Origin of the sequence: Streptomyces sp. NPDC057002 (genome assembly GCF_042673825.1) — a bacterium.
Lineage (GTDB): Bacteria > Actinomycetota > Actinomycetes > Streptomycetales > Streptomycetaceae > Streptomyces.
Genome location: NZ_JBHURZ010000010.1, coordinates 139,873 through 160,258, shown reverse-complemented (window position 1 = coordinate 160,258; position 20,386 = coordinate 139,873). Strand labels below are relative to the sequence as shown.

Annotated in this window: 18 protein-coding genes and 1 pseudogene; 5 read left to right on the top strand and 14 right to left on the bottom strand. The window is 69.8% G+C overall.

Features of this window, described 5'->3' with window-relative positions; genetic code table 11:
- Positions 1-740: 740 nt before the first annotated feature.
- Positions 741-1,361: a DinB family protein gene (locus tag ACFT32_RS38295; protein WP_382498393.1), complete on the bottom strand. Its 621-nt coding sequence runs from the start codon at positions 1,359-1,361 to the stop codon at positions 741-743.
- A 299-nt stretch (positions 1,362-1,660) separates the two neighbouring features.
- Here ACFT32_RS38295 and ACFT32_RS38290 point away from each other — a divergent pair, with 299 nt between their 5' ends.
- Complete coding sequence (locus ACFT32_RS38290; RefSeq protein ID WP_382498391.1) at positions 1,661-2,011, top strand: hypothetical protein; 351 nt, start codon at positions 1,661-1,663, stop codon at positions 2,009-2,011.
- A 39-nt stretch (positions 2,012-2,050) separates the two neighbouring features.
- On the opposite strand, the gene ACFT32_RS38285 is transcribed toward ACFT32_RS38290, so the two are convergent.
- The 4 genes from ACFT32_RS38285 to ACFT32_RS38270 all read right to left on the bottom strand — a co-directional run bounded on the left by ACFT32_RS38285 (position 2,051) and on the right by ACFT32_RS38270 (position 6,149).
- Positions 2,051-3,082, bottom strand: coding sequence for a LacI family DNA-binding transcriptional regulator (locus ACFT32_RS38285; protein WP_382498389.1), 1,032 nt, complete (start codon positions 3,080-3,082; stop codon positions 2,051-2,053).
- Between the two features lie 64 nt (positions 3,083-3,146).
- The gene (locus ACFT32_RS38280; protein ID WP_382498387.1) at positions 3,147-3,980 is read right to left on the bottom strand and encodes an ATP-binding cassette domain-containing protein; all 834 of its coding nucleotides are present in this window, start codon (positions 3,978-3,980) and stop codon (positions 3,147-3,149) included.
- Positions 3,977-4,990: an ABC transporter permease gene (locus ACFT32_RS38275; protein WP_382498385.1), complete on the bottom strand. Its 1,014-nt coding sequence runs from the start codon at positions 4,988-4,990 to the stop codon at positions 3,977-3,979. The genes ACFT32_RS38280 and ACFT32_RS38275 overlap by 4 nt, the downstream gene beginning before the upstream one ends.
- Positions 4,991-5,126: 136 nt before the next feature.
- On the bottom strand, positions 5,127-6,149 hold the full coding sequence (locus ACFT32_RS38270; RefSeq protein ID WP_382498384.1) for a sugar ABC transporter substrate-binding protein: 1,023 nt from the start codon (positions 6,147-6,149) through the stop codon (positions 5,127-5,129).
- Positions 6,150-6,395: 246 nt separating this feature from the next.
- Between ACFT32_RS38270 and ACFT32_RS38265 the strand changes: the two genes are divergently transcribed.
- From ACFT32_RS38265 to ACFT32_RS38255, 3 genes are all read left to right on the top strand, one after another.
- Complete coding sequence (locus tag ACFT32_RS38265) at positions 6,396-7,358, top strand: carbohydrate kinase (protein WP_382498383.1); 963 nt, start codon at positions 6,396-6,398, stop codon at positions 7,356-7,358.
- Between the two features lie 221 nt (positions 7,359-7,579).
- Positions 7,580-10,141: a GH32 C-terminal domain-containing protein gene (locus ACFT32_RS38260; RefSeq protein WP_382498381.1), complete on the top strand. Its 2,562-nt coding sequence runs from the start codon at positions 7,580-7,582 to the stop codon at positions 10,139-10,141.
- Positions 10,142-10,156: 15 nt separating this feature from the next.
- A complete protein-coding gene (locus tag ACFT32_RS38255; protein ID WP_382498378.1) occupies positions 10,157-10,450 on the top strand; it encodes a putative quinol monooxygenase in 294 nt (97 codons plus the stop codon).
- A gap of 288 nt (positions 10,451-10,738) precedes the next feature.
- On the opposite strand, the gene ACFT32_RS38250 is transcribed toward ACFT32_RS38255, so the two are convergent.
- From ACFT32_RS38250 to ACFT32_RS38240, 3 genes are all read right to left on the bottom strand, one after another.
- The gene (locus ACFT32_RS38250) at positions 10,739-11,458 is read right to left on the bottom strand and encodes an ABC transporter ATP-binding protein (RefSeq protein ID WP_382498376.1); all 720 of its coding nucleotides are present in this window, start codon (positions 11,456-11,458) and stop codon (positions 10,739-10,741) included.
- A gap of 343 nt (positions 11,459-11,801) precedes the next feature.
- A complete protein-coding gene (locus ACFT32_RS38245; RefSeq protein ID WP_382498374.1) occupies positions 11,802-12,314 on the bottom strand; it encodes a hypothetical protein in 513 nt (170 codons plus the stop codon).
- Positions 12,315-12,620: 306 nt separating this feature from the next.
- Positions 12,621-13,016: a winged helix-turn-helix transcriptional regulator gene (locus tag ACFT32_RS38240; RefSeq protein ID WP_382498373.1), complete on the bottom strand. Its 396-nt coding sequence runs from the start codon at positions 13,014-13,016 to the stop codon at positions 12,621-12,623.
- 55 nt (positions 13,017-13,071) lie between these two features.
- Between ACFT32_RS38240 and ACFT32_RS38235 the strand changes: the two are divergent.
- Positions 13,072-13,269, top strand: a pseudogene (locus tag ACFT32_RS38235) (alpha/beta fold hydrolase); the annotation flags it as partial.
- A gap of 391 nt (positions 13,270-13,660) precedes the next feature.
- Here the strand turns inward: ACFT32_RS38235 and tgmB are convergent.
- The 6 genes from tgmB to ACFT32_RS38205 all read right to left on the bottom strand — a co-directional run bounded on the left by tgmB (position 13,661) and on the right by ACFT32_RS38205 (position 20,361).
- Positions 13,661-14,593 carry an ATP-grasp ribosomal peptide maturase gene (gene tgmB / locus ACFT32_RS38230; RefSeq protein ID WP_382498371.1) on the bottom strand — a complete coding sequence of 311 codons (933 nt, stop codon included), beginning with the start codon at positions 14,591-14,593 and terminating at the stop codon, positions 13,661-13,663.
- Between the two features lie 14 nt (positions 14,594-14,607).
- Complete coding sequence (gene tgmA, locus ACFT32_RS38225) at positions 14,608-14,799, bottom strand: putative ATP-grasp-modified RiPP (RefSeq protein ID WP_382498369.1); 192 nt, start codon at positions 14,797-14,799, stop codon at positions 14,608-14,610.
- 192 nt (positions 14,800-14,991) lie between these two features.
- On the bottom strand, positions 14,992-15,855 hold the full coding sequence (locus ACFT32_RS38220; RefSeq protein ID WP_382498367.1) for a hypothetical protein: 864 nt from the start codon (positions 15,853-15,855) through the stop codon (positions 14,992-14,994).
- A complete protein-coding gene (locus tag ACFT32_RS38215) occupies positions 15,843-16,604 on the bottom strand; it encodes an RNA polymerase sigma factor (RefSeq protein WP_382498364.1) in 762 nt (253 codons plus the stop codon). Before ACFT32_RS38215 ends, ACFT32_RS38220 begins: the two co-directional genes overlap by 13 nt.
- A gap of 282 nt (positions 16,605-16,886) precedes the next feature.
- Complete coding sequence (locus ACFT32_RS38210; protein ID WP_382498362.1) at positions 16,887-18,242, bottom strand: LCP family protein; 1,356 nt, start codon at positions 18,240-18,242, stop codon at positions 16,887-16,889.
- Between the two features lie 19 nt (positions 18,243-18,261).
- Entirely contained in the window at positions 18,262-20,361 is a 2,100-nt protein-coding gene (locus ACFT32_RS38205) for a bifunctional polysaccharide deacetylase/glycosyltransferase family 2 protein (protein WP_382498361.1), read from the bottom strand.
- Positions 20,362-20,386 lie beyond the last annotated feature (25 nt).

Here is a 20,386-nt window from a genome sequence, read left to right as displayed (position 1 = left end):
GGCGACCTACACGGCGGCCATGGTGGCCGGAATGCGGAACAGCCGTATCGCCGCTGGGGTGAGCAGGTGACGGCGCGGCGGTGGCCAGGTCATGCGCCGCCCGCTTCGGTGCGCTGACCCACCCCCACCTCGTCCGCTGCAAACGGGCAGGCAGCGAGCTCGGTGACGTACTCGGGCGAGGCACCGGTGTGGACGGGGTACACACGAGGCCTGGGAGTGATCGAGCGTCGGGCAGGAGGTCGCAGTCACGCCTTCGGACGTGGTCTGCGTCTGTCCTGTCTGGGCCTGGGGCGCTGGGGGCGGCTGTGCTGCCCCGGGTGGTGTCCAAGAGGGCGTTGTCCCTGCCCAGGTCTTCCTTGCCGCGGGGCTCGCCATCGACCGGCCCTTCGGATGGCGCCGGTGGCCCGGTATGCGGCGGTTGCTGGGCATCACGACGCCGCTGACGCGGGCTGCCGCCCGGGGCGGACAACCCCGAGCACCGCTGAGCCGGACGGAAGCGCCGCCCACCGACCGGTTCCGGGACCGCGATCAGGCTGCGGGCAGCCGGGAGACAACGGCAGCCATCGAGGTGCTTGGCCATCACCTGGACACTGGGGGTCCCGTGGATGCGGGCGCTGGGCTCGTTCAGTCCGATGATCTCCGTGGTCTTGCCACGCTGGGAGGCGAAGAACAGTTCGCCAACCAAGGTCATCGCATGAGCCGGGCGGCTCCCACTGACAAGAGTTGGCTGGTGGCGGGGGTCAGTGACGTCGGGCGCGGTAGAGGTCGCGCAGCAGGGCGATCTCGGCTCCGTGGTGGAGCAGTTCCTGGTTGACCCACCACACGATGTCGATGAACGGCTCGTCCGGGTCGCTGCCGTGCGGGTAGGTGCAGTACCCCACGGTGTCGAGTGCTGCGTCGTCTGCGCTCAGCAGCGCGTTGCGCCAGGCCGCGGCACCGGCGTCAAAGGCGGCGACCGCCCCTGCGGCGTCCCCGAGGACAGGAAAGTCGTCGCGGGTCAGCGCGTGGGTGCCGGCGGTGTGGTCGGCGCGCAGGGTGAGCATCTCGCTGAGGTGGCTCAGGCGCCATGCGAGGGTGGTGAAGGGAGGGGGCCAGGGGTGCGGGTATGCGGCGGCGTCGCGTCCCCAGTCGCCGGTGCCGGCAAGGAGAGTCGCGCGCGGCCCTGGCCCGTTCACGCGCCGCCGGACCGACCAGCAGTCGGGCACCGGCTCCCAGAGGTATTCCTCGTCGGTCATGGGGTCGACTTGGGTGTCCGTCCCGTCGCCGCTGTCCATGACGGGCCCGGTCATGCGGTGGGCGAGGCGCTCGCGTGCGAAGTCGAACTGCTCCAGTAACGCAGACAGGCGGGACGGTGCCGTCATCTAGTGCTCCTGTGTCGAACTGGTCCTGGGCGATCCGCCAGCCTGGCACAGCCAGCACCACAGCCGCGTCTCATTTCTAGTGCCGAAAGCCCGACCGAAGGCCTCGCCAGCCGGACCGCGCGTTGGCGAACGACGTGATCACATCTCATCCAGCGGTCAGCGGCCGGCCTCGATCATGTTGTGGCCGCGCAGCGCCGGTAGGAGCTGTTCCTTCCAGTCCGCCTGCCACGTGCATCGGATGAATGTCCTGCCCGATGGACAGCCCCGTCCAGGGGCATCAGCACGTCTAGGCTGCGCCCATGGAGCAGCGAGAGATCATGCAGAAGGTCGTCGGGATGCTCACCGAGGCGCTTGAGATGCGGCGGCAGGTCCGCGAGAACCCCGATGGGCAGGTCGCGCTGACCGGGGCTGTCTCCGCGCTTCTCGCAGAGACCCTGCCGCAGATCCACCTTCCTGCGGATGCCGGCGGCCGCGCGGCTGCGGACCTCGTCGCCGAGGAGCTGGGGCCCACCATCGTGAGCATCGCCAACTGCTTCTCCTTCGCCTTCGTGCAACTCGCCGAAGTCCATGACGAAGGACGCACCGACGTCTCTGCCGCGGACGTCCTTCGCCGCATCTCCCTGCGGTTCGCGAACGATGCGGAGGAGTAGAGATGCGGAGGAGTAGAAGGGAAGGCTTCCGTGACCCGGTCAGGTCTCCCGCGTGCCGGCCGCGGGTTGTTCGCCCGATCCGCGGACGATCAACCGGGTGGGCACGGTGATGGTGCGAGCACGGGAGCGGTCGCCGTCGAGTCGGGTCAGGGCGGTGGTCGCCACTGTTCTGCCGATCTCCTCGGGGTCCTGGGCGACGACGGTCAGGGCTGGTTCGAGTGCCTCGGCGAGCGAGACGTCGTCGAAGGCGACGACGGCCACGTCCTTGCGCTTGCTGCGGGCGAGTTCGGCGACTATGCCCAGCGCCATGATGTTGTTGCCGGCGAAGAGGGCCGTGGGTGGGTCGGCGAGGTCGAGCAGCTTCGAGGTCGTGGCTTCTGCCCCTTGCTGGTCGTGTGCGCTGGCGACGAGCGAGCGGTCATAGGGGAGGTCGGCTTCCTGCAGGGCCGAACGGTAACCGGCGAGGCGCTCGCGACGGGTGTAGAGCTTGGTCGGCAGGTCGCCGATGAAGCCGATGCGCCGGTGTCCGTGGGCGATCAGGTGGGCGACGCCCTCGTGGGAGCCGTCACGGTTGGAGCTGACGACGCTGTCCGTGGCCAGGCCCGCCCCCGGGCGGTCGATGAAGACGACCGGCAGTCCCGCGGCGCGGTGGGTCTTGAGGTGGGAGTGGTCGGCGCCGACGGACGGCACGACCATCAGGATGCTGACGCGGCGGGCGAGGAACTTGTCCGTCAACGACCGCTCGCGGTCGGGATCGTCCGCGGAGGAGCCCATGAGCAGGGTCAGGCCGCGGTCGCGGACCGTGTCCTCGATGCTCCTGGCCACGGCTCCGAAGAAGGGGTTGGCCAGGTCGGGGATGACGAGACCGATCGTGGTGTCGGGCCCGCCCACCCGGATGTTGCGGGCCATGAGGTTCGGCTGGAAGCCGAGCTTGGCCACCGCGGCGAGCACCTGTTCCCTGGTCTCGGCCGAGGCGGGGCCGTCCTCGTTGAGGACGCGGGAGACGGTCTTGGCGCTGACGCCCACTTCTCGGGCGACGTCTGCCAGGGTCGGGCGGCGGTTCGCTGCCATGGAGGAAACAGTCTCCTGTGCTCGTCGGTCCCGGCCGCGGCCTCGGCCGGAACCTGTGAGTGCTTCAGTTGGCCTGGACTCCCGCGGCCTTCGCCGCCTCGGAATCGGCTACGACAGTACCTCCGGCCGCATCGACGGTGAGTGCGCCGGTCATGATGGCCACGACCTCCGCCATGGAGTAGTCGGAGGGCTTGATCACGGCAGCGCGCCGGCCGAGACGGTGGACGTGGATCCGGTCGGCGATCTCGAAGACGTGCGGCATGTTGTGGCTGATCAGCACGACCGGCATGCCCTTGTCCCGGACCCGGCGGATGAGGTCGAGGACCTGGCCGGACTCCTTGACGCCGAGGGCGGCGGTGGGCTCGTCCATGACGACGACACTGCGCGCCCAGGCGACGGACCGGGCGACCGCGACGGCCTGCCGCTGTCCGCCGGAGAGCGTCTCGACCGACTGCGTCAGCGAACGCAGGCCGATCTTCAGGTCGGCCATGTGCTCGGCGGCCTCCTGGCGCATGCGCTTCTTGTCCAGCATGCGGAAGACACTGCCGAGGACGCCTGGGCGGCGGAGCTCACGTCCCAGGAACATGTTCGACGCGATGTCCATGGAGGCGGCCACGGCGAGGTCCTGGTAGACCGTCTCGATGCCGTGGGCGCGGGCGCTCTGCGGACCGGAGAACTGGATCGGCTTGCCGTTGAGGCGTATCTCGCCCTCGTCGGGGACCAGCGCGCCGGTGAGCGCCTTGATCAGGCTGGTCTTGCCGGCTCCGTTGTCGCCGATGACGGCCAGGACCTCGCCGGGCATCAGGTCGAAGTCGGCGCCGTCGACGGCGGTGACGTGGCCGTAGCGCTTGACCAGACCGCGAGCCTGCAGAACGGGGGTCTCGGTGGTGGTGGTCATCGGACCTTCTTCCGGGAGATCTGGTCGACGGTCACCGCGAGGATCACCAGGACGCCGGTGATCAGGGTCTGGTAGATGGAGGCGACGCCCATCAACTGCAGGCCGTTGCGGAACACACCGACGATGAGGACGCCGATGAAGGTGCCCAGCACCGACCCGCGTCCGCCGAAGAGGCTGGTGCCGCCGAGGACCACGGCGGTGATGCTGTCGAGGTTGTCGGTCTGCCCGGCCTGCGGGTCGCCGACACCCGTGCGGGAGATGAGCAGCAGGGCGGCGATGCCGTAGAGGACACCTGCCGCGGTGTAGACGCCGATGGTCAGGCGGGAGGTGCGGATGCCGTTCAGGCGTGCCGCTTCCGGGCTGTTGCCCAGTGCGTAGACGTGCCGGCCCCAGCCGGTGCTGCTCAGCGCGTAGGCCAGGAGGAGAAACAGAGCGATGGTGACCAGCGAGCCGTAGGTGATGTCGGTCTTGCCGAGCGGGAAGGTCTCACCGAGAGCCGTCAGCGGGCCGGGCAGGTTGCTGACCGTCTGCTCCTCGGAGTAGATGTGCGTCAGCGCGAACGCCACGTTGAGCATGCCCAGGGTGACGATGAACGGCGGCAGCGGGATCTTCTTCACCAGTGCCCCGTTGAGCATGCCGAAGCCGCCGCAGACGGCGATGCCCAGGGCGATGGCGGCGAGCGGTGGCAGGGAGCCCTCGGCGGCCGACTTGGCGATCACGATGCTGCCGAACGCCATCACGGCGCCGCACGACAGGTCGATGCCCGCGGTGAGGATGATCAGGGTCTGACCGATGGCGAGGGTACCGACGACCATGACCTGCTGCACGATCAGCGAGAAGTTGCCGCCGGTGAGGAACTGGTCGGTGGAGAAGGAGAAGAAGGCGCAGGCCAGGAGAAGGGCGACCAGTGGGCCGGTGGTCGGTGCCGTGAGCAGCCTGCGGGCCGTGGTCGGCGCTTTGAGCCCGGCATACGGCGAGGACGTGCTCGGGGGCGTGGACGTGGCGGTCATGCGAAGTCCTTGTCGGAAGACAGAAGTCCGTGTCTCTCCTTGCCGGAGGACAAGAGAACGAGGGGGCGGCCGTCCCCCGGCCGGGGAGGAGGGAGCCGACCGCCCGGCTTAGGGGCGTACGGTCGTCGGGGGCGGCTCAGCCCCAGCAGTTCTCCAGGCCGTAGGCGGTGTCCTTGGAGGTGACTCCGTCCTGCGCCTTGTCGGTGATCAGGGTGACGCCCGTGTCGGTGTAACCGGACGCCTTCTTCCCGTCCTTGGCGTACGTCACGACGGCCTTGACGCCCTCGGCGGCCATCTTCAACGGGTACTGCTGCGAGGTCGCGGCGATCTTGCCGTCCTTGACCGCCTGGGTGCCGGTGCAGCCGCCGTCCACGGAGACGATCAGGACGTCCTTCTCCCGGCCCTTGGCCTTCAGCGCGGTGTACGCGCCCAGGGCCGCCGGCTCGTTGATGGTGTAGACGACGTTGATGCCGGGCTCCTTCTGGAGACAGTTCTCCATTGCCGTCTGGCCCTTGGACTGGTCGCCGCCGGTGTCCTGAGCACAGGCGACATCCTTGTCGGTGGCGCCGAAGCCCTTGAGGAAACCGTTGTGGCGCTGAACGCCGACGGACACACCCGGCGCGAGGTCGAGGGCGGCGATCTTCGCCGTCTTGCCCTTCATGGCGGCCTTGGCGTACTCGCCGATCAGCTCGCCGGCCTTGAGGTTGTCGGTGGCGAAGAGGGCGTCGACCGCGCTCTGCGGCTCGGTCGGGGTGTCCAGGGCGATGACCAGAACGCCCTTGGCCTTGGCCTTCTCGAGCGCGGGCACGATCGCCTTGGAGTCGCTCGGGGTGATCAGGATGCCCTTCACGCCGGAGGCGACCATGTTTTCGACGGCTGTGACCTGACCGGCGTTGTCGCCGTCGAACTTCCCCGCCGCGGTCATGAGCTGCACGCCCTCGGCCTTCGCTGCCTTCTCCGCGCCCTCCTTCATCTTCACGAAGAACGGGTTGGTGTCGGTCTTGGTGATCAGGCCGACCTTGACGTCGCCCGAACCGGAGCTGGAAGAGCCCGACCCGGAGCCGGAACCGGAACCGCAGGCCGTCAGGGTGAGGGCCGCGACGCCGGCGACGGCGGCCGCTCTGAGGAGGGAGGAGGACAGACGAGTGGTGCGAGGCATGATCGACTCCTGAGGTATGGCGAGCGGCACGTGGTTGATGTCGGAGCAGGCCACCCGGAGTGTCATCGTTGACTTATGTCATCGTTGACACCGCATGGCGAGGATGATGGACTCCGTCTCCCGGAAACGTCAATGCCTTGCACGCGTCACAAATCGACAACGCTCGCGGCCGCCCTCTCACTGGCAATCCGGTAGCCGCACCACGACGCCCGGAGTGCCCGTACGTCCGTCAGAGAAGAGCAGCCCATGAGCTCGCGTCAGATCACCGTCCTGGGAGAGTGCGTCGCGGACGCGTTCGCCGAACCCGCAAGCGCCTCGAACGAACTCGCCCTGCGGGTGCTGCCCGGCGGCGGACCCGCGAACACGGCAGTGGCCCTGGCCCGGCTCGGCACCCCGGCCCGCTTCCTCGCGCGGTTGTCGGGTGATGTGTTCGGGCGCCTGTTCCGCGCCCACCTGGAGACATCGGGAGTGGACCTGTCGAGCGCCGTCCCGGCCGCGGAACCCAGCACGCTGGCCGTGGCGGAACTGGACGCCCAGGGGCAGGCGGCGTTCTCCTTCCACGCGCGGAACACGGCCGACTGGCAGTGGACGGCCGATGAACTGGCACGGGTGGATCTGTCCGGGACCGCCTGCGTGCACACCGGATCCCTGGCCCTGGTTCAGGAGCCCGGAGCCGTGGTGGTGGAGGAGTTCCTGGCGGCGGCAGCCCCTCACGCGACCATCAGCATCGACCCCAATGTCCGGCCGCTGCTGGTGCACCCCGACGTCTACCGCGCCCGGCTGGCGCACTGGTGCGGCCTCGCCGACGTGCTGCGGCTGAGCGAGGACGACCTGGAACTCCTGCTGCCGGGCACGCCGCCCGAGGAGGCGTGCGACATCTGGCACGCCGCCGGGGCGCGCCTCGTGGTGATCACCCGAGGCGCCGACGGCGCCCTGGCCTCACTCGACGGCGACCGGATTCAGGTGCCCGCCGTGCCGACGAGTGTCGCCGACACGGTCGGGGCAGGGGATTCCTTCACGGCCGGGTTGCTGCACAGCCTGGGTGCTCGCGGCCTGCTCGGTGGCCGGCTGGCGGAAATCCGGCTCGACGACGTCGCGGAAGCCTGCCGGTTCGCCACCCGGGTCGCTGCTCTGACCTGCTCGGTTTCCGGTCCCAACCCCCCGTGGCGGAGCCAGTTGGAGCAGATCGCCACGGCCGATCTCGCATGACGAACAGGCGAGTTGCGTAGCGGACATCCCGACCGAACCGTTGACGTGCCGACCGGATTGCGTCCATCATCGGGCCCACTCGATGTCATCGATGACACAAGTCAACGATGACACTTCTGCTCGGCGTTGTGGACGACGGCGCCGAGAAAGCGTCACTTTTCGGTGGGTTCCGCTCGGGCATCAGGCTCCGCCGCGCGGACGGCCGCAGCACAGGAGACACCATGAGCTCAGGACGTGTATCCCGGCATGCCCGTATACGGATGATCGCGGCGGTGGCGACCGTCTGCGCTCTGTCCGCAGCGCCGCCGGCCCCTCGGGCCGTCGCTGCCGACGCCCCGCCGTACTCCGAGACCTACCGGCCCCAGTTCCACTTCACCCCGGAGAAGAACTGGATGAACGACCCCAACGGTCTCGTGTACTACAAGGGCGAGTACCACCTCTTCTACCAGTACAACCCGGGCGGCAACTCGTGGGGCGACATGTCCTGGGGGCACGCGGTGAGCAAGGACCTCGTGCGCTGGAAGGAGCTGCCGCTCGCCCTGTCGCACGACGACAAGGAGATGGTGTTCTCCGGCAGCGCGGTCGTCGACCGGAACAACACCACCGGCTTCGGCACCAGGAAGAACCCGCCCATGGTGGCGATCTACACCGGCTTCGACAAGGGCACGGGCATCCAGGCCCAGTCGCTCGCCTACAGCACCGACCGCGGCCGTACCTGGACCAAGTACCAGGGCAACCCTGTCCTCGACATCGGTTCCAAGGAGTTCCGCGACCCCAAGGTCCAGTGGTACGAGCCGACCAAGAGCTGGCTGATGAGCGTGTCGTTGTCCACCGAGCACAAGGTGCGGTTCTACTCGTCCAAGAACCTCAAGGACTGGAAGATGCTCAGCGAGTTCGGGCCGGCCGGCGCGACAGGCGGCGTGTGGGAGTGCCCCGACCTGTTCCCGCTCGCGGTCGACGGGGACAAGAAGAAGATCAAGTGGGTCCTGGTCGTCAACATCAACCCCGGTGGAATCGCGGGCGGTTCGGCTGCCCAGTACTTCGTCGGCGACTTCGACGGCAAGAAGTTCACCGCCGACGACAAGGGCACCTACACCCCGCCCACCGGCACGGTGACGCAGGACTTCGAGAACACCGACTTCGGCGCGTGGACGGCCACCGGCGCCGCGTTCGGCGACGGACCGGCAGCCGGTGCGGTGGCCGGGCAGGGGACCGTCGAAGGCTTCGACGGCAAGGGCCTCGCCAACAGCTTCCACGGAGGTGACGCGGCCACCGGCGTCCTCACCTCGCCCGCGTTCACCGTCGACAGCCGCTACCTGAACTTCAAGGTCGGAGGCGGACGGCACCCGCACGAGCCCGGAACACTCCTGGAACAGGGAGACCCGCCCGCGGGGACGGTCCTGGCCGACTTCGAAGGCGGCGGCTACGGCGACTGGACGACGACCGGAGACGCCTTCGGCTCGGCACCGGCCACCGGCACCCTCCCCGACCAGCAGGAAGTCTCCGGATTCCTGGGCAGCGGCCTGGCCAACAGCTACCTGAACGGCGACTCCACGACCGGCACCCTCACCTCGCCGGAATTCACCATCGACAAGGACTACGTCAACTTCCTCGTCGGCGGCGGCAACCACCCCTCCGGCTCCGCCGACCCCACCGCTGTCGAACTCCTCGTCGACGGCCAGGTGGTGCGCAGCACGACCGGAAAGGACGGAGAGGCGCTCAACTGGGCTGCCTGGGACGTCAAGGACCTCGCCGGCAGGAGGGCGCGGATCAGGATCGTCGACGACAACACCGGCGGCTGGGGCCACGTCAACGTCGACCACATCATGCTGTCCGACACCAAGGCCCGGCCCGTCTCCCAGGAGACGTCCGTCAACCTGATCGTCGACGGTCAGGTCGTCCGCAGCGCCACCGGCGCCAACAGCGAGACCCTGGACTGGGCATCCTTCGACCTGCGCCCCTACGCCGGCAAGAAGGCGAGTATCCAGATCGTCGACATGAACAACGCCGGCTGGGGCCACATCCTGGCCGACCGGTTCACCGCTGCCGACGCCCCCGCCGAGTCCGTCGTGCAGCGCGCAGACTGGGCCGACTACGGCAAGGACTACTACGCGGCCGTGTCCTGGGAGAACGCCCCGGGCGGCAAGCGGTACATGGTCGGCTGGATGAACAACTGGGACTACAGCGGGGCCGTCCCCACCTCACCCTGGCGCGGCGCGCAGAGCGTTCCACGGGAAATGGCGCTGCGCACCGTCAACGGCCGGGTCCGGCTGACCAGCCGGCCGGTCAACAGCCTGGAGTCGCTCCGCCGGAAGAGCCCGGCGACGGCGTCCGGTGTCACCGTCAAGAGCACCACAGAGCCCCTGATCGGCCCTGCGGCCAAGGGCAAGGCCCTCGACATCGAGGCGACCTTCTCCCTCAAGGACGCCGAACGCTTCGGCCTGAAGGTACGCACCGGCGCCGGGAGCGAGGAGACCGTGATCGGCTACGACACCACGACCCAGGAGCTGTACGTCGACCGCACCCGCTCAGGGGCCGTGGACTTCAGCAGCACCTTCCCCGGCGTCCAGACAGCACCGCTGAAGGCCGAGAACGGCAAGGTGAAGCTGCGGATCCTCGTCGACTGGTCCTCCGTCGAGGTCTTCGGCGGCAGCGGCGAAGCAGTCATCACCGACCAGATCTTCCCCGACCCCGCCAGCCGGGGAGTGCAGGTCTTCGCCGAGAACGGCTCGGTGAAGCTGGACCAGGCCCGCGTCTGGCACCTCGACTCCGCTCACGACTGACAAGGACACCAGACCATGACGAAGACCCTGCTCGCCGAGTTCACCGCCCGCGAGGGTGCCGAGGACGAGGTCGCCCGCATGATCCTGGAGTACGCCGAGAAGGTGCGCCGGGAAGAGGGCAACCTCACCTTCGAGGTCTACACCAAGGCGGCCAACCCTCGCGCCTACTGGATCTTCGAGGCGTACCGGGACGAGGACGCCTTCCAGGCACACCTGAAGGCCCCGTACGGCGGCCCGTTCAACACCGCCCTCGCTCCGCTGATCGAGGAGGACGCCTCGGTGCTGACCTTCCTCGATGCGGTGACCTGACGGCCCTCGGTGTCGCAGTGGCGGGGCCCGCACAGCGGCTCGGCCGGCGTCCTGCACCGCACGGGACAGGTAGGTCCCACGCGCTGGCTGACGGTGTCTGGCGCCGGGCTTTTCTCCTTCACGGACCTGCCTTATCTTGCTGGCCAGGTTGGGCCTGTCTGATGCCCCCGGCGGTCGTCGACCGCAGCGTACGGATCTTCATCCACTCGGACCGCAGCACGTCCTTCACCCGGTACGGGCGTGACGTCGCCCGGCCTCGCGCAGCCGTGGTCACGGTCGTGACCGTCATCAGCGCGCTCCTTCTGCCACGGTGTACTCGACGCTGTCTCGGGTGAGCCGCATGAACGCGTCCTCGAGCGAGGTGCGTTGAGGCGTCAGTTCGGCCAGCAGCACACCGTGGGCCCCGGCCAGCTTGCTGATGTCCAGGCTCTCCATGTCGCCGACCACCAGCCGGTCGTCCTGCTCGGCCCTGACCGTCGCCCCGTTGCCGCGCAGCGCCTCGGCGAAGGAGCCTGCGGACGGAGTGCGCACCAGCACGGTCCGCTCGGAGCTCGACTCGACGAAGTCCTCCGGGTCACCGAGCAACGCGCCCGCGATACCCAGCCGCTGGCTCATACCGAGCGAGAACTGCCCCGCGCGCTTGCCGGCGACTCCCTGGAGACCCACCCGCTCCAGCACCTCGTCCACCCGCGCGACCGGAAGGCCGTTGCTGACGGCCAGGCACGCCAGATGGTGCCGGGCGGTGCGGCTCGGGTGCGCCGCCTTGGCCTCCAGCAGCGCACCGAGCGCCCGCATCGGCTCCGGAAGCTCCCGGTACGGCCGCCCCGCCACCGTCGCCGTACCGGCGGTCGGGGTGTCGAGGCCCAGGATCATCCGCATCGTGGTGGACTTGCCCGCCCCGTTGGGACCCAGGAAGCCGGTCACCACGCCGGGTGCCACGGTGAAGGTCAGATGGTCGACGGCGGCCTTGTCCGCGTACCGTTTCGTCAGGTTCTTGACTTCGATCATCGGTCGGTCTCTCGCGGGGAGTTGTGCTCCGCGCTCAGGCGGTTCCTGCGTGTCTCCATGCCGTCACCGTGCCAGAGCGATGTCACGCGGAACTGCGTGAATTCTGGGAGTTCGCCGAGTGCCGCGGCAGCGCCAGGGCGGCCGTTGCCGCTCCGTGGCGCTTCCCGCCCCGAAATACTGGGCGCACACCGTCGTCGGGGCCGCATCACGTGCCCTGCCGACTGGCGATGCCCAGGCCTTTCCCAGCAGATTTCCAGCGGAGGTTAACCGGACCTGGTCCCCGGCCGGCTCCTGCACGCGGCGAAGCCTCCGAGGAGGTGGCCGGTCCCGAACTGTTCAGCGTTCACTGCATGGTGTTAGGCGGAAGTACGTGCAGGCCCAACTCGCGGTACACAGTTTCCGGGCGCCTGGATGACACTCGCCAAGCCAGGTCCTCGAAGTAGCGCATGGGTTGCCGCTGATGTTCTTGGCGCTCCAGGTAGACGTAGGGGGCCAGCAGATTCCACGCTCGCAGCAGGCTCCCGCCGTACGCGCCGATGATCAGGGACTCGTCGACCAGACCGTGGGCGACCAGCTTGCCGAGGTCGTTGTAGAACAGACCGACACGCTGGATGTACCGCCTGCTCTCCTCTGGGAGTTGCTGGTAGGCGACGGGATGTGGGTGTTCCACTGTCAGCCGGTACAGCACGTACTCGACTGCTTTGAGGTAGTCATCGCCTCGGGTGTCCCGAAACCCCTCCAGGATCATCGCCAGCACAGTCGACTTCCGAGATGACCTGAGCTGACTCCACGCCAACCAGGCTGATGTGACAAGTGCGATCACTGAAACCAGCAACGTCACAAGGTTCAGGTCCATCGTCCCCCCTGCTTCTGCCGACAGGCAGTGCCGGCACAGTGCGTGCACCGCACGGCCACCTCCCGCAATCAGCACACGGGCGACACGTGGAGGCAACTGGCCGTCGCCGCCTACGGCATCACCCCCCGACGACCCCGGCCAGGGCTAGTGCCTGTGTGCGGTCGTGATCAGTATGCGTATTTTGCTGCCCGGGCGAGGCTGGTCGCGATGGGACGCAGGATGTGACATGGCGACAGTTCACCGCTGACCAGGAGAAGCTCATCGAGCCGTACCTGCCGATGGGTGAGCACAACCGGGCGGCGGGGGTCAGGCGGGCGGGGTGTTGGGGCGAGCGTCGTACACGGCGCGGGCGGCGTCGATGTGCGCCAGGTGCGCGATGCTCCACTCCAACAGGGGTGCGGTGGCTTCGCGGAGGGTCCTGCCCATCGGAGTGAGTTCGTAACTGACGTGCGGCGGCATGACGTTGCGGACGGTCCGTGTGAGGATCCCGTCGCGTTCCAGGCCGCGCAGGGTGACGGTGAGCATACGCTGGCTGATCCCGTCGACGGCCCGCTTGAGTTCGGTGAAGCGGCGCGGCCCCTGGCTGAGGTTACGCACAATCAGCAGCGACCACTTGTCGCCGACGATGCCGAGGACTTCACGGGCCTCGCACGGGTCCTCCGGCCGTGCCGACCGCGACTCGCCGCCCGCTGTGCCGCTCATGGTTACCTCCAGAGAACCGGGGTACCGAAATGTGCCCTATTGATCGGGGTGCGGGCTCGCCCGGACCACGGTGCCCACCCTCGTCATCTCCGCTCCCACCGACCCGGTCTTCCCGCCGCCGCATCCTCACCACCTCGCCCAGGCGATCCAGGGCGCACGCATCGCCGAGATCCCCGGCATGGGGCACGCGCTCCCGCGCGAGGTACACGCGCCGCTCGCCGCCGTAGTCCTGGACCGCACCACCGAACGCTGATGCGCAGCAGGATCGGAGGACGGCAGAAGCCAGGGCTCCGTCGATGAGCTGTGGGGCCGCTACCGCCGCTGCGTGAGCGCCGGTGCTATGGGGGATTCATCTCGAGGTGGAGTTCTCGAATTGGACCTTCCACCGCCCCCGCATCTTCCAGCCCCGCATGATTCGCACCGATTCGCACTGCCCGGGCTCAAGGAGGATGTGCGCCTTCTCCCGTCCGGTCGCCGACGAGCGGTGGACGCACAGGAACAGGTACCAGGCGCGCCGTCGGGCAGGGGTACGAGCATGGCCTGGCCGACCTCGCTCGAGGCTACGGCAGCGACGTCGCCGACTGACCGCCGGTTCGGGGACCGCGGCCCGGGCTGATCCGAACCGCCGGCGTTCGTGAGCGGCCTCAGCGGTCGGCCCATCGGGACAGCCACAGGGCCACCGCCTCCGAGATCGGCTGGCCGGTCTCCAGTTCGATGAAGCCGTACTGGCCGCTCTGGTTGCACTCCAGGAACCACCAGAGGCCGTCCTCGTCCTCGGCGAAGTCGAAGGCGGCGTACGCCAGTCCGGCCGCGGCGACGTAGTCGTGCACGGATGTGCCGACACGGTCCGGCACCGGAACCGGCTCCCAGGCGTGCTCGGTGTCGCCGTAGCGCCCGTCGACCTGGTGCGGTTCAGCCGTCTTGCGTGCCGCGAACAGCCGGGACCCGACGCAGGTCAGACGGATGTCGGCACGCTTGGGTACGTACCGCTGCAGCAGCGCGGGACCGGCCGCGACACCGGAGAAGTCCGAGTCGGGGCCGATCAGCGTGGTGGGCAGGGTCAGCGTGGGTTCACCGGGCGGCGGCCCCGAGGCGGACTTCACCACCACCTCCCGGTGCTGCTCGGCGAACTGCCGTGCCAGGCGCGGCAACGTGGTGATGACGGTCGGCGGTACTGCGAACCCGCTGAGGTGCGCGGCCCTCAACTGCCACGGCTTCAGGCGGGCCCGGTCCGCGTTGCGCGGATCGTTCATCCAGCGCGCGGAGGACGAGTAGAGCATCCCGAACAGTGCCTGACGGGTCTCCGCGGTCAGCCACGCGGAGGGCTCCGCCGCGTGCGCGGCCGGTTCGCCGGGTCTGCGCACCCAGACGGACCGCAGACCCTTCATGCTGAGCAGGTGTCCGTGCGCGGACAGATGGCCCTCGAAGTCGCCCTGGGTGTACAGCGTGGACAACAACGCCTTGTCCGGCAGGTCGGCGGGGTCCAGCCGCATCACGGGCACCGCCGTGTCGTGCAGCTTGGTCACCACCATGTCGGCGGTGACGTCCTCTTTGGAGGTCAGGATCAGTACGGTCATGCGATCGCGGACCGTCAGTCGTCGAAGTGCGCTTTGGAACCGGCCGTGGACACCGTCGTACCGGCGGCCAGGAGCAGGTCCGGGTCACTGACGGCGGGGCTGCCGTCGGGCAGCACGTTCAACTGGCGCGACTCGTCGAAGCGGTAGGGCGTCGTCGCGGCCGTAAGCGCCCTGGGGAAGGCGTAATTGAGGGTGAACGGTCGCACTCGAAACCTCCGGGCTCGCAAGGGGTAACTCATCACGCCTCATCCACATCGTTGGCATCGGCTGAACTCAATTCCTTCACTACTTACACATCGGATGAGGCGCCGCATTCGTCACAGGGCATGCCGACGGCCCTGACCACGGCGTGGTTGCTGCGGTGATGCGCCGGCCCGGCCGGCGAAGGGGTGCGGGGGCTACTCGCCGCCCTTGCCGCCGCCCGCCCGGCCGCTGCCGGCGTTCTCCTTGCCCGACGTACCGGCGTTCCCCGCCGAGCCCGGGCCCGTACCGGAGCCGGCGCCCGTTCCCGAGCCCGCGCCCGTTCCCGAGCCGGCGCCCGCCCCTGAACCGGTGTCCGCGCCTGAGCCCGTGCCCGTTCCCGATCCGGCGTCCGCGCCGCCCTCGCCGGGGCCGTTCGTCTTGTGGGGTCCGTTCGGCGCGGCCGACGCGCGCGCCAGTCGTTCGGCGCAGTACGCGTCGACCTCGTCCTTGCCGCCGGCCGCCGCGACGAGCCGCTTCCAGGCCGTCGCGTCGAGGGCCTTGCCGCGGTCCTTGACCTGTTCATAGGCCCGGCAGTGGGCCTCGGTGTCCCGGGCGGAGGGCGAGCCGTCCCGGTGGCCACGGCTGCCGGAGGGAGTCGGTGAGGCCGTGCCGACCGGTCCGGCGGAGGCGGCCGCGGAGGGGCGTGCGGTCCGCTGCCCGGCGCCGGGCGTGGACGTGTCGACCGAACCGATGGCGGCGACCGCGACCCCGCCGAGGGCGATGCTGGTGAACGCGGCGGCGAACACCGTCTTCACCGGGCGCCCGGCCCGCCGCTCCGCGGCCGGCCGCCAGTCGTCACGGCCCCGGGTGCGCGCCCGGGGCGTCCCGGCGTCAACGACGGTCCGGAAGGCGGCCACGGCACGCTGCTCGGCTTCCGGGCCGGGGTCACCCGTGAGCAGGGCGGCGGCCAGGGCCGTCGGCAGCGTGGTCCCGTCCCGCAGGACCCACGGGCCGGGCACGGCCTCGCCGGGATGCACGCGTCGGCGGCCCGTGACTTCGTCGTGGCTCAGATCACCCATGTCCGTTGTCCGTTCCTGCCTGTTCTGTTGGAAGTGTCCGGCATGCCGGGTTGTGCTGCCGGACCGCCCGTCCACTGACGCCGTCGTGGCTCATGTCGACTCTCCAGCGGCCGGGATGTCTCATCCGTCACACCCTCTTCCGCTTCCCGCCCGGCGCCCAGCTGGCGGGCGAGACGTTTCAGCCCCCGGTAGGTGGCGGTACGCACCGCACCGGGGCGCTTGCCGAGGACGCGCGCGGCAGCGGGGCCGTCCAGGCCGACGATGACGCGCAGGAGCACGGCCTCCGCCTGGTCCTGCGGCAGCCCGCGCACCAGGTCCAGGGCCCGCTCGGTGGAGAGGGACTCAAGGGCCTGCTCATGAGTGTTGTGCGGGCCGGGCAGGTCCAGGACGTCCTGCTCGATCGCCCCCGGCCGGGGGCGCACGCTCCGGCGGCGCAGATGGTCCAGGGCCCGATGCCGGGCGATGGTCGCCGTCCAGCCGCGGAAACCGGGTCCGTCGCCCTTGAACCGTCCGAGGTCCCGGGCGATCTGCAGCCAGGCGTCGGACGCCACGTCCTCCGCGTCCTCGCCGATGAGTCCGCGCAGATAGCCGAGCAGGCCCGGCTGCACGATCCGGTAGAGCACCGTGAACGCGGCCTCGTCGCCGTCCTGGGCCCGTGCGACGGCCGCGCCCAGTTCCTCGTCGAGGACGTGTGTGTGGCGGGATTGCCGTTCCTGACCCAAGACCGTCCTCGTTCGCGCCGGGTTCATTGCCAGTGCCGCCCGACGCGCCCCGTTCGCTTCGACAGCCCCATGATGACCAGCGTCCGATCCCGCGGAAGTGTCACCACGCGTCACTCGGGTGACGTTCCGCACCTGCCGTGCGCTGGGTGGGTACAGCGTCCGCGCCGGACGGTCCGGCGGCGTCGATCCGTCCCTCACAGCTCTCTCCGTGCCGCTCCTGACTCCCCCCGGGAGTCGGACGGAGAGGGACGGGGCGGCCGGGTTCCGTCCACTGCGCGGGGCCCGGCCGCCCACAGCTCTCCCGGCCGGTCAGCCCTTCTCCGGGGCGCTCACGGGACGGTCGGTCCGCAGCTCGCCGAAGAGCTTCCGCGCCTTCGCCCCGTCCCACTTCAGGGCGCTCCCGCCGGCCGTGCGGAAGCCGGGCGAGACCACGGGGACGGTGAGCTGCCTGCCCTCGCCTCCCGAGACGCTCCGCATCGCCTGCAGCAGCGAGAGCAGCCTCGGCAGTTCCATGTCCTTGTCCACGACGAGGGTGTCCAGCCCCGCGCCCAGGGCGGGATACGTACGGAACGGGTCGAGCACGACGCCGGGCGCAGCGGCCCTGGCGGCCAGGGCGGAGAGGAACTTGCGCTGGTTCCTGGAGCGTCCCAGGTCACCGTCCGCCTCCTGGTGCCGCTGGCGGACGAACGCCAGCGCCTGGGCGCCGGTCAGGTCGTGACAGCCCTTCCTCAGCCTCAGGCCCGACTTGGGGTCGTCGATGTTCCGGTCCACGCACATCTCCACACCGCCCACCGCGTCCACGACGCCGACGAACCCCGCGAAGCCGATCTCCGCGTAGTGGTCGATGCGCAGGCCCGTGTTCCGCTCGACGGTCCGCGTCAGCATCCTGGGTCCGCCGAGGGAGTAGGCCGCGTTCAGCTTGTTCTTCGCCGCCCGGTGGAACTTGCCGGTGTCGGGGTCGACGTACGACGGGATGGTCACCCAGGAGTCGCGCGGCAGGCTCACCATCGTGGCCCCGTCCGCGCCGGTGTGCAGGATCATCATCGAGTCGGTGCGGCTGCCTCCGGCCGTGCCGGTGTGCAGATCCTTCCTGGCCTGCTCGGACAGGCCGTCCCGGCCGTCCGAGCCCACGATGAGGTAGTTCGTCCCCTTCCCCCGCGGTGGACGGTCCGTGCCCCCGCCCAGATCGACCGACCTGTCGAGCCTGAAGTCGGCCCAGGCGTAGGTGCCCGCGCCGGTGAGGACCAGGGCGCAGAGCACTACCGCCAGCAGGCGCGCGACCCGCCGGAACCGGCCGGGCCGCACCCGAGGGGGCCGGGTGCTGGTGCTGTGTCCGCCGCGTTCGGAACCGGTAGCGGGAGCGGGGCCGGAGCCCGGCTCATCGACAGGGCTGTCGTACGGAATCGGTGCCTGAGCAGGTGGCGGTGTCGGGGCCGGTGCCGGAGCCGCGGCGTCGTACGGGTACGGCCCGAGGCCTGCGGTGTCGTGGCCGTCGTACGGGTACGGCCCGACGATGTATCCCTCATACGGCCGGACGGGCGTCGGGGGCGGAGGCGGCGCGGTGCCGCTCTGCCACACCCGGCCCGTGACCGCCCGGGATGTCCGGGGCTCCCCGTCCTCGTCCCGCCGGCCGGTGCCGGGCCACATGCCCGGTCCGTCACTCATGGGGTGAACCATCCCTCCATCACCTCGATGACAGCTGTCGTTCGGCGACCGGCTGCCTGAGCTGCTGGGTGGCAGCCGTGCCGGAACGCTGCATGCGGTGCCACTTCAGCCGGGTGCCGAGCAGGAAGGCGACCACGGACTGGATGACCACCAGGTACATCAACTGCCGGTAGACGAAGAGCTGCAACGGCATCGACCACAGCGCCCGCAGCCGCTCGCCGTCGAGTCTCAACGCGTAACCGGCGCACATCAGCTGGACCAGCAGGAAGGCGAGCCACACGCCCGCCGCCTGCGCGGGGTCGGCGAAGAGCGCCCCGTACACCGCGAAGAGGTCGACCACCGGCGCCAGCAGCGGCAGGACCACCTGGAAGACCGCCAGATAGCTCAGCCCGCGGCGGGCGAAACGTCCGGCCGCGCCCACTTCGACGACGGCCCGGCGGTGTTTCCACATCGCCTGCAGCGTGCCGTAGCACCAGCGGTAGCGCTGCCGCCACAACTGCCGCAGGGACGTCGGAACTTCGGTCCAGGCGACGGACGACTCCTCGTAGACCACCCGCCAGCCGGCCCGCCACAGGGCCATCGTCAGGTCGGTGTCCTCGGCGAGGGTGTCCTCGCTGACCCCGCCGACGCCCATGAGGGCGTCCCGGCGGAAGGCCCCGATGGCGCCCGGGACGGTCGGCATGCACTCCAGCACCTCGAACATGCGCCGGTCGAGGTTGAAGCCGAAGACGTACTCGAGGTGCTGCCATCTGCCGAGCAGCCCGCGGCGGTTGCCGACCTTGGTGTTGCCGCTGACGGCGCCCACGGCAGGATGTGCGAGCGGCTGGACGAGCCGGTACAGGGCGTCCGGCTCGAAGACGGTGTCGGCGTCGACCATCACCACGATGTCGTGGGACGCGTGGGCCAGACCGGTGTTGAGCGCGGCCGCCTTGCCCGAGTTGGGCTGCCGGATCACCCGCACCCGGGCGTCATTGATCCAGGTGGCGAGGTCCGCCGTCTCGTCCGTCGAGCCGTCGTCGATCACGATGACCTCGAGGTACTCATGTGTGGAGGCCAGCAGGGAGCGGACGGTGGACTCGATGCCGGCCGCTTCGTTGTAGGCGGGCACCAGCACGGTCACGGGGGCGTTGATCTCCCGCAGCCAGGGCGCGCCGGGGCGCGCGCGGGTGAGGCGCCGGACATGGGTGCGGGCGAAGAAGACCAGCGACAGCAGCCGCAGCAGGCCCAGTGTTCCGGCCACGCCCAGCACCCAGATCATGATCTGGGTGAACGTGCTGCCGGCCGTCACGGTCCAGTTCAGGGCCTTGCCCTGCCACCGTTCGGCGGTGGACACCCGGGTGTCGGCGGGCGGCATGCCGACCGCGTCGGTCACGGTGGTGAACCGGTCGGCGTGCGGGTGGTCGAGCAACCGCTTCGTCTCGTCGTAGGCGAGTTCCGTCTGGCTGAACTGCCGGATCAGGCCGCGTGCCGGGTCGCGGGTCGGGCGGTTGGCGGCGACCAGTGCATAGCCGTCGTCGGAGGCCTTCCGGGCGGCCTGCCACTCGGCACCGCACAGGGTGTCCACCTCGGTGGTCATCGGCATCCGCAGCAGGTCGGTGCGGATGCCGGACGTGCCCGCGAGGGTCTTCTGGGTGAGGCCCAGTTCCATTCCGAAGCGGACGCGCGAGGAGGAGCCCAGGTCGGCTCCCGTGTAGGTGCCGGAGCCGATCTCGTGGCCCTCGGCGAGGATCCGGCGGACGAGATCCGGGTGGCGTGCCGCCTGGGCGCCGAACACGAAGAAGGTGGCGTGCGCGTGGTGCTCGCGCAGCAGGTCCAGCAGGCGTGGCGTCCACTCGGGGTCGGGGCCGCCGTCGAAGGTGAGGGCGACGGTGCGCGCGGGCGCGGCGGCGGAGGACACCTTGTCCCCGTCGATGCCGCGCAGGACGGGGCCGCTCTTGTCCACGGCCTTGGGTACGGGTTCGGTGCACGGGCGGCGCGACTTGGCGGCGTCCACCTCGTGAATGGTCCAGCCCTCGAAGAGCAGGACGACGAAGACGACGGACAGGGTCAGGGCGAGCAGCCGCCAGTGTCCACGGGGGTCGCGGGAACGGGCGTGCCGACGATGTGCCGAGCGACTCACACAGCCGTCCCGGGTATGGCGTTAA

Coding starts and splice junctions, on each gene's coding strand:
- ACFT32_RS38285 (WP_382498389.1), bottom strand. CDS start 3,082: ATGGCAGCGAACCGCCGCCCGACCCTGGCAGACGTCGCCCGAGAAGTG.
- ACFT32_RS38275 (WP_382498385.1), bottom strand. CDS start 4,990: ATGACCGCCACGTCCACGCCCCCGAGCACGTCCTCGCCGTATGCCGGG.
- ACFT32_RS38280 (WP_382498387.1), bottom strand. CDS start 3,980: ATGACCACCACCACCGAGACCCCCGTTCTGCAGGCTCGCGGTCTGGTC.
- ACFT32_RS38245 (WP_382498374.1), bottom strand. CDS start 12,314: ATGGACCTGAACCTTGTGACGTTGCTGGTTTCAGTGATCGCACTTGTC.
- ACFT32_RS38210 (WP_382498362.1), bottom strand. CDS start 18,242: ATGAGTGACGGACCGGGCATGTGGCCCGGCACCGGCCGGCGGGACGAG.
- tgmB (WP_382498371.1), bottom strand. CDS start 14,593: ATGACCGTACTGATCCTGACCTCCAAAGAGGACGTCACCGCCGACATG.
- ACFT32_RS38240 (WP_382498373.1), bottom strand. CDS start 13,016: ATGAGCGGCACAGCGGGCGGCGAGTCGCGGTCGGCACGGCCGGAGGAC.
- ACFT32_RS38250 (WP_382498376.1), bottom strand. CDS start 11,458: ATGATCGAAGTCAAGAACCTGACGAAACGGTACGCGGACAAGGCCGCC.
- ACFT32_RS38255 (WP_382498378.1), top strand. CDS start 10,157: ATGACGAAGACCCTGCTCGCCGAGTTCACCGCCCGCGAGGGTGCCGAG.
- ACFT32_RS38270 (WP_382498384.1), bottom strand. CDS start 6,149: ATGCCTCGCACCACTCGTCTGTCCTCCTCCCTCCTCAGAGCGGCCGCC.
- ACFT32_RS38290 (WP_382498391.1), top strand. CDS start 1,661: ATGGAGCAGCGAGAGATCATGCAGAAGGTCGTCGGGATGCTCACCGAG.
- ACFT32_RS38295 (WP_382498393.1), bottom strand. CDS start 1,361: ATGACGGCACCGTCCCGCCTGTCTGCGTTACTGGAGCAGTTCGACTTC.
- ACFT32_RS38260 (WP_382498381.1), top strand. CDS start 7,580: ATGAGCTCAGGACGTGTATCCCGGCATGCCCGTATACGGATGATCGCG.
- ACFT32_RS38265 (WP_382498383.1), top strand. CDS start 6,396: ATGAGCTCGCGTCAGATCACCGTCCTGGGAGAGTGCGTCGCGGACGCG.
- ACFT32_RS38215 (WP_382498364.1), bottom strand. CDS start 16,604: ATGAACCCGGCGCGAACGAGGACGGTCTTGGGTCAGGAACGGCAATCC.
- ACFT32_RS38220 (WP_382498367.1), bottom strand. CDS start 15,855: ATGGGTGATCTGAGCCACGACGAAGTCACGGGCCGCCGACGCGTGCAT.